General features: G+C 73.9%; 11 protein-coding genes. 7 read left to right on the top strand and 4 right to left on the bottom strand.

Features of this window, described 5'->3' with window-relative positions:
- Positions 1-146: 146 nt before the first annotated feature.
- From AB0K37_RS36575 to AB0K37_RS36555, 5 genes are all read left to right on the top strand, one after another.
- On the top strand, positions 147-980 hold the full coding sequence (locus tag AB0K37_RS36575) for a YdcF family protein (protein WP_363989216.1): 834 nt from the start codon (positions 147-149) through the stop codon (positions 978-980).
- A gap of 33 nt (positions 981-1,013) precedes the next feature.
- Complete coding sequence (locus tag AB0K37_RS36570) at positions 1,014-2,288, top strand: deoxyguanosinetriphosphate triphosphohydrolase (RefSeq protein WP_363989213.1); 1,275 nt, start codon at positions 1,014-1,016, stop codon at positions 2,286-2,288.
- A gap of 116 nt (positions 2,289-2,404) precedes the next feature.
- Positions 2,405-3,631, top strand: a complete 1,227-nt coding sequence (locus tag AB0K37_RS36565) for an FAD-dependent oxidoreductase (protein WP_363989211.1) — start codon at positions 2,405-2,407, stop codon at positions 3,629-3,631.
- A gap of 46 nt (positions 3,632-3,677) precedes the next feature.
- The gene (locus AB0K37_RS36560; RefSeq protein WP_363989209.1) at positions 3,678-4,847 is read left to right on the top strand and encodes an MFS transporter; all 1,170 of its coding nucleotides are present in this window, start codon (positions 3,678-3,680) and stop codon (positions 4,845-4,847) included.
- Between the two features lie 80 nt (positions 4,848-4,927).
- Positions 4,928-5,380, top strand: a complete 453-nt coding sequence (locus AB0K37_RS36555; RefSeq protein WP_363989219.1) for a GtrA family protein — start codon at positions 4,928-4,930, stop codon at positions 5,378-5,380.
- Between the two features lie 142 nt (positions 5,381-5,522).
- Here AB0K37_RS36555 and AB0K37_RS36550 read toward each other — a convergent pair whose 3' ends face one another.
- A complete protein-coding gene (locus tag AB0K37_RS36550; protein WP_363989207.1) occupies positions 5,523-6,392 on the bottom strand; it encodes an LLM class F420-dependent oxidoreductase in 870 nt (289 codons plus the stop codon).
- A gap of 132 nt (positions 6,393-6,524) precedes the next feature.
- On the opposite strand from AB0K37_RS36550, the gene AB0K37_RS36545 reads away from it, so the two are divergent.
- On the top strand, positions 6,525-6,914 hold the full coding sequence (locus AB0K37_RS36545; protein WP_363989205.1) for a MerR family transcriptional regulator: 390 nt from the start codon (positions 6,525-6,527) through the stop codon (positions 6,912-6,914).
- On the opposite strand, the gene AB0K37_RS36540 is transcribed toward AB0K37_RS36545, so the two are convergent.
- On the bottom strand, positions 6,866-7,291 hold the full coding sequence (locus AB0K37_RS36540; protein ID WP_345174491.1) for a hypothetical protein: 426 nt from the start codon (positions 7,289-7,291) through the stop codon (positions 6,866-6,868). The two genes, AB0K37_RS36545 and AB0K37_RS36540, sit on opposite strands and share 49 nt — an antisense overlap.
- Entirely contained in the window at positions 7,279-7,887 is a 609-nt protein-coding gene (locus AB0K37_RS36535; protein ID WP_363989202.1) for a TIGR03086 family metal-binding protein, read from the bottom strand. The genes AB0K37_RS36540 and AB0K37_RS36535 overlap by 13 nt, the downstream gene beginning before the upstream one ends.
- An 82-nt stretch (positions 7,888-7,969) precedes the next feature.
- Between AB0K37_RS36535 and AB0K37_RS36530 the strand changes: the two genes are divergently transcribed.
- Complete coding sequence (locus tag AB0K37_RS36530; RefSeq protein WP_363989199.1) at positions 7,970-9,388, top strand: PLP-dependent aminotransferase family protein; 1,419 nt, start codon at positions 7,970-7,972, stop codon at positions 9,386-9,388.
- On the opposite strand, the gene AB0K37_RS36525 is transcribed toward AB0K37_RS36530, so the two are convergent.
- Positions 9,389-10,663 carry an ATP-binding cassette domain-containing protein gene (locus tag AB0K37_RS36525; protein WP_363989196.1) on the bottom strand — a complete coding sequence of 425 codons (1,275 nt, stop codon included), beginning with the start codon at positions 10,661-10,663 and terminating at the stop codon, positions 9,389-9,391.
- Positions 10,664-11,102 lie beyond the last annotated feature (439 nt).

The following is an 11,102-nucleotide window of genomic DNA, read 5'->3' as shown; positions in this document are numbered from 1 at the left end:
GGGGCCCGCACCCCCCCCGCCCCCCCCCCCGGCCCGGGGGGCCCCCCCGCCCCGGCCGCCGGGCGGGACCGATGTGGGACGGATGACACGCCGTCCTGGCGAACCTGGCGCGCATGCCGGAACATCTCACTAACGTGTCCGATGCGATGACGTTGGAAGCGGAGTTGCCGGAGTTCACGCCGGAAGACGACGAGACGGACGGGCCCGACGAGCGGGCGGACGGGCCGCGGCGGCGCCGTGGGCGCGGCCGGTGGCGACGGTCGCCCTGGTTCACGATCCCGGCCGGGATCGTCACGGGGCTGCTCGCGATCGCGGTGCTGACGCCGCTCGCGGTCGGCGCGCGGATCTGGCACCAGGCCCGCCAGGACGAGCGGCCCCGCTCAGACGCGATCATCGTGCTGGGCGCCGCGCAGTACAACGGGGTGCCCTCCCCGACGCTGAAGTGGCGGCTCCAGCACGCCCTGGACCTGTACCGCGACGGGGTCGCGCCGGCCATCGTGACGGTGGGCGGCAAGGCCCCCGGCGACAACTACACCGAGGCGGGGGCCGGCCGGAACTGGCTGATCACCAAGGGCGGCGTGCCCGCCTCCCGGGTCTTCGAGGTGCCCGTCGGGCGCGACACGCTGGAGAGCATGAAGGCCGTCGGCAGGGAGTTCGACCGGCACCACTGGTCCTCGGGCGTGATCGTCACCGACCCGTGGCACGGGCTGCGGTCCAAGAAGATGGCCGAGGACAGCGGCATCAAGGCCGCCGCGTCGCCGACCCGCAGCGGCCCCAGCGTGCAGACCCGCGACACCCAGTTCCACTACATCGTCCGCGAGACCGGCGGGTACCTGTCGTACGTGCTGCTGGGCAAGAGCGTCCAGGTTCCGGACGAGACCATCAAGCGGATCCACATCGACCCGTCCGCGACGCCCTCGGCGTCCGGGCCCCCCTCGTCGTCGTCTCCGCCCCCGTCCTCGCCGTCGCCGGGCCGCTGACGACCCCCGCGGCCCTCTACCCTGGGTAGGGACATGACGATCAACGTGACCACGGGCTACGACGGCCGTGACAAGGAACGCTGGGCGCCCGAACCTCCCAAGCGGCGCGACCGCACGGCGTTCGAACGCGACCGGGCCCGGGTGCTGCACAGCGCCGCCCTCCGCCGGCTGGCCGCCAAGACGCAGGTCGCCTCGCCCGGCGCCGACGCCGTGGCCGACACCGTGCAGAGCCTGCGCACCCGCCTCACCCACTCGCTGGAGTGCGCGCAGGTCGGCCGCGAGCTGGGCAAGTCGTTCGGCTGCGATCCCGACCTGGTGGAGACGGCCTGCCTGTCGCACGACATCGGGCATCCGCCGTTCGGACACAACGGCGAGTACGCGCTCGACATCGTCGCCCGCGACTGCGGCGGGTTCGAGGGCAACGCGCAGAGCCTGCGCGTCCTGACCAGGCTGGAGCCGAAGTCCTTCGCCGCGGACGGCCCGCCCCTGCACGGCCGCAGCGTCGGCCTCAACCTGACCCGCGCCGCGCTGGACGCCGCGATGAAGTACCCGTGGTCGCAGGCCGAGGCCGTGAACGGCAAGTTCGGCGTCTACGACGACGACGCGGACGTGGCGCGCTGGGTGCGCGACGGCGCCGAGCCGGGCCGCGCCTGCTTCGAGGCCCAGGTCATGGACTGGAGCGACGACGTCGCCTACTCCGTCCACGACCTGGAGGACGCGCTGGTCGCCGGGCACGTCGACTTCAACCGCCTCGCCGACCCCTCCGAGCGCCGCCTCGTCGCCGCCACGGCGGCCAAGCTGTACTGCCCCGACGCCGGCCAGGCCGAGCTGGAGGAGCGCTTCGCCGCGCTGCTCGCCGAGCCCTGCTGGCCCGACCGCTACGACGGCACCCCGCGCAGCCACGCCGCCCTCAAGAACCTGACCAGCACCCTGATCGGGCGGTTCTGCCTGGCCGCCGAGACCGCCACGCGGGAGGCCTACGGCGACCGCCCGCTCACCCGCTATGCGGCGGAACTGATCGTGCCGCGCCGGCAGCGGCTGGAGAACGCCCTGCTCAAGGGCATCACCGCGCACTACGTGTGGATCAGCCATGAGGAGGTCAGGGCCCGCCAGCGGACGCTGATCACCGAACTCGCGGAGATGATGCTCGCGGGCGCGCCGGAGACCCTCGACCCGGGCTTCCGCGACGCGTTCACGGACGCCTCCGACGACGCCGCCCGGCTGCGCGCCGTGATCGACCAGATCGCCTCCCTGACCGACCTGTCGGCGATGGCCCGCCACCGCATGCTGGGCGGACGCGGGTACTGACCCGGGGCGGCCCGGCGCCGGGCGGGGGACACGCCTCGACGCGCCAGCCGACGGACCCTTGTCTCGTGGCAGGCACCGCTGTAGGGATAGCTACAGGTCCACTACAGGAGGTCACCATGCCCGAGGAGACGTTCGTCATCGCCGGAGCCAGCCTGGCCGGGGCCAAGGCGGCCGAGACGCTCCGTGAGGAGGGCTTCGCGGGCAGGGTGCTGCTGGTCGGGGAGGAGATCGAGCGGCCGTACGAGCGGCCTCCGCTGTCCAAGGGGTTCCTGCTGGACAAGGAGCCCCGGGACAAGGCCCACGTCCACGAGGCGGACTGGTACGACAAGCACGACGTGGAACTGCGGCTCGGCACGTCCGTCGCGGCCATAGACCGGGGCGCGCACCAGGTCCGGCTGTCCACCAAGGAGCCGGTCGCCTACGACAAGCTGCTGCTGGCGACGGGCGCGTCCCCGCGCCGGCTGGACGTGCCGGGCTCCAAGCTCCAGGGCATCCACTACCTGCGGACGATGGCCGACTCGGCCGCGCTGAAGCAGGCGCTGGCGCCCGGCGGCCGCAGGGTCGTGGTGGCCGGGGCGGGCTGGATCGGGCTGGAGGCGGCGGCCGCCGCCCGCGCGCACGGCAACGAGGTGACGGTCATCGAGCCGGAGCCGGTGCCGCTGCACGCCGCGATGGGCCCCGAGCTCGGCGGCATGTTCGCCGACCTGCACCGCGAGCACGGCGTGGTCCTGCGGATGGACGAGGGCGTGGCCGGGTTCTGGGGCGCCGGGCAGGTCTCGGCGGTCGTGACCTCAGGCGGCGCGGAGGTGCCCGCGGACGTCGTGATCGTCGGCATCGGGGTGCGGCCCAACAGCGGGCTCGCCGAGGCGGCCGGGCTGGAGGTGTCCGACGGGATCCTCGTCGACCAGTCGCTGCGCACGTCCGACCCCGACATCTACGCGGCCGGGGACGTCGCCAACGCCTACCACCCGCTGCTCGGCCGCCGGATCCGCGTGGAGCACTGGGCCAACGCGCTGAACGGAGGCCCCGTCGCGGCCCGCGCGATGCTCGGCCAGGACGTCGTCCACGACCAGCTCCCCTACTTCTTCAGCGACCAGTACGACCTCGGCATGGAGATGTCCGGCGTCGCGGCGCCGGGGGAGTACGACGAGGTCGTGTACCGCGGGGACGTCCCGGGACGGGAGTTCGTCGCGTTCTGGCTGTCGGGCGGGCGGGTCGTCGCCGGAATGAACGTCAACGTGTGGGACGTCACCGGGGACGTCCAGGCACTGATCCGCTCCGGGCGGCCCGTGGACGCCGCCCGTCTCGCCGACCCGGAGGTGCCGCTCGCGGACCTGGCGTGAGGCGGCCGGGACGGCCCGGTCGCGTCGGCGACGTACAGTCTGCCGGGTGGTTACCGAGAAGATCACGACGCTGTCCCGGGCGCGCGGCGCGGTGACGCTGGCGTTCGCCGCGCACGGCCTGCTCGGTGCCGCCTGGGTCGCCCGCATCCCGCAGATCAAGGAGCATCTCGGGCTGAGCGAGGGCGCGATGGGCGTGGCGCTGCTCGGCGCGCCCGTGGGCGTCGTCGCGGCGGTCCGGTTCGCGGGGCGGATCGTCGGCCGGTGGGGCAGCCGCGCGACGACGGTCGCGGCGGGGGCCGCGGGCGCGCTGGCACTGGTCCCGCTCGGCCTGGCCTGGAACCTCGGCGCGCTGATCCTCTCGCTGCTGCTGATGGGCGCCTCGCTCGGCCTCATGGACGTGGCGATGAACGCGCAGGGCGTCGCCGTGGAGCGCGGCTACGGCCGTCCGCTGTTGTCCGGCCTGCACGGCTCCTACAGCATCGGGACGCTGCTGGCGGCGCTGGCCGGCTCGGCGGCCGCGCACGCGGGCGTCCCCGTCCCGCTGCATCTGGCGGTCGCGGCGGCGGCGCTGATCGCCTTGGTGGCCTTCGGCTGCCGCGGCCTTCTGGACCGCTCCGCCGACGAGTATCCCGAGCCGGACGAGGACGCCCCGGCCTCGGCCCGCTCCCCGCGCTGGCCGCTGGTCATGCTCGGCGTCATCGGCCTGTGCTCGTTCGTGGGCGAGGGTGCCATGGCCGACTGGAGCGCGATCTACCTGAGGGAGAACCTCGGCACCGGACCCGGCGTGGCGGGGCTCGGCTACGCCGGGTGCGCGGTGGCGATGACCGTGGGCCGGCTCACCGGCGACCAGGTCGTCGCGCGCTTCGGGCCCGTCCCGGTGCTGCGGGGCGGCTCGCTGGTCGCCGCCCTCGGACTCGGCCTCGGGCTCGCGGCGGGCGACCCCACGGCGGCGGTGGCCGGTTTCACGCTGTTCGGCCTCGGCGTCGCGGTCGTGGCGCCCGTCACGTTCAGCGCGGCGGGCAACGTGCCCGGCGTGCCGCCCGCGGCCGGGATCTCCCGGGTGACCGGCGTCGGCTACCTCGGCCTGCTCGGCGGCCCGCCCGTCATCGGTTTCATCGCGCAGGGCGTGGGCCTGACGTGGGCGCTGGCCGTCCCGGTCGCGCTCGTCGGGCTGATCGTCCTGCTGGCCCCGGCGGCGGTGACGGCCGAGCGGTGACGGCGGCGCCCGTTGATCTTTTGCGGGGTTGCGACCTTCGTATATGTCCTACTCAGGTAAGGTCTGGGCGAGTGAGCACCATGCAGCGGTCGAGACCGGCCGAAACGGTCGCGTCCGCCCCGGCGCTGCGGAGATTCCTCAGCGAACTGCTCAGTTTCGGTTTCGTGGGGTGCCTCGGCACGCTGATCATGGTCTTCGGCGCCAACCTGATGCGCGCGTGGCTCGGCGGCAGCCCGGTCACGAGCGTCGTCGTGCCGACCGTGGTGTCCACGCTGTCCTCCTACCTGCTCAACCGGTTCTGGACGTTCCGGCACCGCGACAGCGACGGCTCCGGCCGGGAGGTCGCGATCTTCTTCGCGCTGAACGGCGTCGGGCTGCTGATCCAGGTGCTGTGCACCGGCTTCACCTACTACACCCTGGGCCTGCACGGCGGGGTCGCCTACAACCTGGGCCTCCTCGCGGGCGTCGGCCTCGGGTCGGCGTTCCGCTACTGGTCGTACAAGAAGTGGGTGTTCACCCCCGCCGCGGCATGAGACGGGGGCCGCGGGGGTCTCCTCACGCAAGCACAGCCGGCACGGAGCGGGCGTGGGCCGACTCCTCGGCGTCCCGCTGCACCCGCGGCCGCCGCGGGACTGAGCCGGGTGCCCCGCGAGCCGCGGCGCGCGGGACCGGGCCTCACCGCCCCGCCGGGATGATCTTCTCTGTCTGGGCCAGGGCCTCGGCGAGGATCCCCGCCAGGTCCTGGCCGGTGCCCTGCGAGAAGATCACCTGGTCGACGCCCCGCTCGGCGAGCCGCCCGACGGTGTCGACGGCGGCGCCGACCGAGGGCGTCCCGGTGAAGAAGGTCAGCGAGGTCTTCTCGATCTCGGCGTAGTCGCGGCCCTCGCGCTCGCAGTGCTCCTTCAGGACCTCCAGCTTGCGGGGCAGCTCGTCGCCGTCGAAGAGGTTGCAGGCGTCCGCGTACTTCGCCACGAACCGCAGCGTCTTCTTCTCCCCGCCCCCGCCGACGAGGATCGGCGGGTGGGGGCGCCGCAGCGCGGGCGGCGAGTTGAGCGGGCGCTCCAGGGTGTAGTGCTCGCCCTCGAACGGCGACTCGTCGCCGTCCCACATCCGGCGGGCGATCCGCAGCGTCTCCTCCAGCCGCTCGAACCGCTCCGCGGTCGGCGGGAACGGGATGCCGAGGCCGCGCGACTCCTCGTCGTTCCAGGCCGCGCCGACGCCGAGCCACGCGCGCCCGCCCGACAGGACGTCCAGCGTGGTCACGGTCTTGACCAGCACGCCGGGGTGCCGGTAGGTGACGCCGGTGACCATCGTCCCGAGCGTGATCCGCTCCGTCAGCGCCGCCGCGTACGCGAGCGCGGAGTAGCCCTCCAGCATGGGTTCCTCCGGCGGGCCCACCATGGAGATCTGGAAGAAGTGGTCCATCACCCACAGCGAGTGCAGCCCGCCCTGGTCGGCCTCGCGGGCGACGCGGCCGAACGCGGGGCCGATCCCCTCCGGCCCTCCGGGAAAGGTGAAGCTCGGAACCTGGAGTCCAATTCGCATGGCGAGTCCTTCTCGTGCTTCGTCGTGTACGCCTCTCCTTCCCACTCTGCGACCTGGAGCGCGCTCCAGGTCAAGCGCGCGCACCGGCCGGACGTTGACCTGGAGTGCGCTCCAGGTGCGATCCTGGAGTGCGTGAGCTCCTACTCTCCAGCCGAGACCGCCGAGAAGAGCGGTTTCAGCATCGACACGCTGCGTTACTACGAGAAGATCGGGCTGCTGTCCGGGATCGCGCGGAACGCGTCGGGACGGCGCGTGTTCTCCGACGACGACCTGCAGTGGCTCGGGATGCTGCGCTGCCTGCGCGGCACCGGGATGCCGATCGCCGAGATGCTGCGCTACTCCGAGCTGGCCCGCGGCGGCGGCGAGACCGTCCAGGAGCGGCTCGACCTGCTGCAGGAGCACGACCGCAGGGTCGAGGAGCAGATCGCCACCCTGCGCGCGCAGCAGCGGCAGATCAAGGTGAAGATCGGCTTCTACCGGGAGGCGTCGCTGACCTGCGAGGCCGCGCCCGCCCCGGCCTGAGCGAGGACGCGCTCCGCGCGCGCCCACGTCTCGGCCGGTTCGAAGGCGTCCGCCCACCAGGTGTCGGCGCGGATCGTCCCGCGCCGCCGGAACCTGCGCATGACGGCGACGTGCGGCGGCCAGGCGACGAAGCCGCGCAGCGCGGCGTCGCCGGTCCAGACCGAGACCGAGCCGCACCTGCGCCGGCGGAGGTCGGTCCACAGCCACAGGCCGACGGCCCCCTCCAGGTCGGGCCACGACCGGCGCAGCGCCATGCCCGCGTGGAAGGCCCGCGGCAGGTCGAGCGGACGCGCGCAGGTGAAATCGGTGACGCTGACGAGGACCGGGCCCGTCGCCCGGACCGGCCCGCCGCGCCACGCGGTCCTCAGGAGCGCCATGAGGGGTCCCGGCCGAGGAGGGTGAGCAGGCGGTCCCGCGGCTCCGCGCCGGCCGGGGAGGGGACGGCCGGGGCGAACGAGTCGCCGGGGCCTCGGCCCTCCTCGGGGACGATGGCGGCCACCTTGAGGGACGCCTCCACGAGGCCGCCGGGAGGCTCCCAGGCCGCGCCGATCGAGGCGGCGACGTCCCAGGCGTGCACGACGAGGTCGACGAAGTGGAAGCTGATCGCCAGCGCCGCGGGGAAGGCGCCGCCGTCGCGGATCTCGGGGAGGGCGAGTTCGGCGTCCGGGGCCGCCTCCGCGAAGGCCCGCGTCACGAGGTCGGCGGAGGCCCGCGCCGCGGCGAAGGGGTCGTCGCCGAGGTCGCCGCCGCGCCACGCGGACAGCCGCGCGCCCTCGCCCCGGGCGGCGGCCGCGAAGCCCTCGTCCTGGCTCACCTGGTGGCGCAGCAGGCCGTGCAGCGTCCAGTCGGGGCACGGCGTCGGCAGCCGCAGCGCGTCCGGCTTCACCTGCGCGACGATGGACAGGTAGAGATCGGCCGCTTCCCGGTCGAGTGGCCGGAAATCGGTGGCGAGAAGTTCTTTCAGGAGGTCCATGCCGCCACGCTAGGGACTCTCAGAGGCCCAGGTACAGGTCCAAAATTGCGCATATTGACTGAGCCGATTTAGGCTCGGCGCCGTGGACCTCCACGTGAGCCTGGTGGGGCGCCGCGACCTCGCCGGGCAGATCTACGGCCAGTTGCGCGCCGCGATCCTGGACGGCCGGCTGCGCGCGGGGGAGGCGCTGCCGCCGACGCGCGAGCTGGCGCGGCGCCTGGCGATCTCCCGCAACACGGTCGGCGTCGCCTACGACCGGCTCGCGGCCGAGGGGTTCCTGACGAGCCGGGTCGGCGCGGGGACGTTCGTCCGGGAGACCGGGTCCGCCGCGCGCGGCGCGCCCGCCGCCTCGCCGCTGCGCCCGCGCGGCGTGTGGGACGGGGTGTCCGCCTGGCCGGCGCCGATGCCCGGGATCCGGTGGGACTTCCGCGCCGGCCTGCCCGACGTGCGGCTGTTCCCGTACGAGGCATGGCGGCGGATCATGTCGGGGCTGCTGCGGCCGTCGGCGCTGGCCGATCCCGCCTCGGCGGCCGACCCGGCCGGGCTGCCCGCCCTGCGCGAGGCCGTCGCCCGGCACGTGGGCGTCTCGCGGTCGGTGCGGGCGAGCGGGGCCGACGTCGTCGTGACGTCCGGCGTCCAGCAGGCCCTCGACCTGATCGTCCGGGTGCTACTGGAACCGGGCGACGTGGTGGCCGTGGAGGACCCCGGGTACCCGCCCGTGCGGATGCTCCTCGCCGCGGCCGGGATGCGGGTGCGCGGCGTGCCGGTCGACGCCGAGGGGCTCCGCGTGGACGCGCTGCCCGGCGAAGCGAGGGCCGTCTACGTCACGCCCTCGCACCAGTTCCCGCTGGGCATGCCGATGTCGCTGCCGCGCCGCAGGGCGCTGCTCGACTGGGCGCGGCGGCGGGACGTGGTGATCGTCGAGGACGACTACGACACCGAGTACCGGTACGGCGGGCGGCCCGTCGAGCCGCTGCAGAGCCTCGACGAGGACGGCCGCGTCCTGTACACCGGCACCTTCTCCAAGATCATGCGGCCGGTGCTGCGCCTGGGGTTCCTGGTGGCGCCGCCGTCGCTGCACCACGCGTTCCGCATGGCGCGCTACGTCTCGTCCTGGCACGCCGAACTGCCCGCGCAGGCGGCCCTCGCCCGGTTCATCGACGAGGGCCTGCTCGCCCGCCACATCCGCAGGTCCCGCCGCGAGTACCGGGCGCGGCACGAGCGCGTCGCCGAGCGGGTGGCCGGGCTGCCGGGGGACCGGCTCGACATCGTCCCGTCCGAGGCCGGGCTGCATCTGAGCGCGGTGTTCCGGGACGGCGCGGACGACGCCGCGGTCGCCGCGAAGGCGCTCACCGCGGGCGTCGGGCTGTTCGCGCTGTCGGAGTTCGCCGTGACCGGGCCGCCCGGCGCGGGCCTGGTCTTCGGGTACGGCGCCGTGGCGCCGCCCGAGATCGACGAGGGGATGCGCCGGCTCGCCGGCGTCCTGCGCGGCCGCTCGTGACTAGCGGTGGACGGGCGTGATGCGCCGGCCGTCCGCGCCGAAGAACAGGATCCGGTCCAGGTCGACCGCCAGCGCGACGCGGTCGCCCCGGTCGGGCCGCCCGCCGGGCGCGATGCGGAAGACGAGGTCGGACCGCCGGTGGTGGCCCGAGTGCTCCTCGGCCGGCTCCTGCGCCTCGGCCTGCCTGCCGAACAGCGCCAGGACCCGATCGCGCAGCCCGGGCCGCTCCGCCGCGGGGACCGGCGGCCGCTCGGGCCGCCCGACCTCGTTCGCGTCCACCGTGGGGATGCCGGCCTCGGCATAGGCCAGCCACTCGTGGCCGTGGAACTCCAGCGCGCGGACCTGCCCGGACAGGACGGTCCCGGCCGGGGCGGGCGAGCCCGGGGCGATCGGCATCATCGTGTCGGGGCGGATCCCGACGATCACGGGCCGGCCCTGGTGGCTGATCAGCGCGGACGCCCGCGGGTCGTTCCAGGGCAGGGTGAGCCGCTGCGGTCCGAGGTCGAGCATCAGCCCCTGGCCCTCGACCGCCCACAGGGTGGCCTGCAGCAGGTTGATCGGAGGGGAGCTGAGGAACGCGGCCACGAACACGGTCGCCGGGTCCTCGTAGATCTGCTCGGGGGTGCCGACGTCCTCCAGGACGCCGTCGCGCAGCACGGCCATCCGGTCGGCCATCGTCATGGCCTCGACCTGGTCGTGCGTGACGTAGACGGTGGTGGTGCGGCTGGAGCGCACCAGCGCGGCGATCTCCACGCGCAGCTCCGCGCGCAGCCCCGCGTCCAGGCTCGACAGCGGCTCGTCCATCAGGAACAGCGACGGTTCGCGGATCAGCGCCCGCCCGATCGCGGCCCGCTGCCGCTGGCCGCCCGACAGCGTGCGCGGCAGCCGGTCGATCATCGTGTTGATGCCGAGCGCCCGCGCCAGCTCGACGACCTTCGCGGACGCCTCGGCGCGGTCGTCCCCGGACACCTCCAGCGGGAACATCATGTTGCCCTTGACCGTGCGGTGCGGGTAGAGCGCGCCCTCCTGGAACACCATCGCCACGTTCCGTTCGCGCGGCGGCAGGTCGTTGGCGACGGTGCCGTTCAGCCACAGGTCCCCGCCGGTGATCTCCTCCAGCCCGGCGATCATGCGCAGGATGGTCGACTTGCCGCAGCCGGACGGTCCGAGCAGGACGAAGAGCTCCCCGTCGTTGATGCGCAGGCGGACGTCGCGGACCGCCACCTGCCCGCCGGGATACACCTTGTCGACGCCGTCCAGCACAACATCCGTCATCGGGTCCGCCTGGGGGTGGGCAAATCTACGGTGGGCCATCTCATCGCGGCGCGGTCCACGTTGTCCAGAGTAAAACCAGGGTTACCCGCCGTTAATCCGGCCGAGTTCGGCCACCGGATCGTATATTCCCGGCATTGCAGGATGTTCCCGACTTCGGCCTGTTCGGCGCCGTGCGGGGGGTCCGGCGGACCGCCGTCCCTGGAGATCGGCGGCCCGTCGTGTCACCTTTGATCACGAAGCCCGTCCGGGGTTCGAAGGAGGAGCTCCCATGCCCGACTCCCCATCCGCCGTCAGCCGCCGTGACTTTGGCGCTGCGCAGCTCGTCGAGGAGCGCGTCACAGCCGCCCGGGACGGGCTTCACCGACATGGTCGCCCTCTCCCCCACCGACGCCTGGGCCACCGGCATCAGCTACCGCACCTCCCCGGCCTCACCCGTCCT

Source organism: Actinomadura sp. NPDC049753 (genome assembly GCF_040674655.1).
GTDB classification, from domain to species: domain Bacteria; phylum Actinomycetota; class Actinomycetes; order Streptosporangiales; family Streptosporangiaceae; genus Spirillospora; species Spirillospora verrucosospora.
The sequence above is the reverse complement of the archived record's forward strand: the minus strand, read 5'-3'. Positions and strand labels throughout refer to the sequence as shown.

Coding starts and splice junctions, on each gene's coding strand:
- AB0K37_RS36575 (WP_363989216.1), top strand. CDS start 147: ATGACGTTGGAAGCGGAGTTGCCGGAGTTCACGCCGGAAGACGACGAG.
- AB0K37_RS36570 (WP_363989213.1), top strand. CDS start 1,014: ATGACGATCAACGTGACCACGGGCTACGACGGCCGTGACAAGGAACGC.
- AB0K37_RS36565 (WP_363989211.1), top strand. CDS start 2,405: ATGCCCGAGGAGACGTTCGTCATCGCCGGAGCCAGCCTGGCCGGGGCC.
- AB0K37_RS36555 (WP_363989219.1), top strand. CDS start 4,928: ATGCAGCGGTCGAGACCGGCCGAAACGGTCGCGTCCGCCCCGGCGCTG.
- AB0K37_RS36550 (WP_363989207.1), bottom strand. CDS start 6,392: ATGCGAATTGGACTCCAGGTTCCGAGCTTCACCTTTCCCGGAGGGCCG.
- AB0K37_RS36540 (WP_345174491.1), bottom strand. CDS start 7,291: ATGGCGCTCCTGAGGACCGCGTGGCGCGGCGGGCCGGTCCGGGCGACG.
- AB0K37_RS36535 (WP_363989202.1), bottom strand. CDS start 7,887: ATGGACCTCCTGAAAGAACTTCTCGCCACCGATTTCCGGCCACTCGAC.
- AB0K37_RS36525 (WP_363989196.1), bottom strand. CDS start 10,663: ATGACGGATGTTGTGCTGGACGGCGTCGACAAGGTGTATCCCGGCGGG.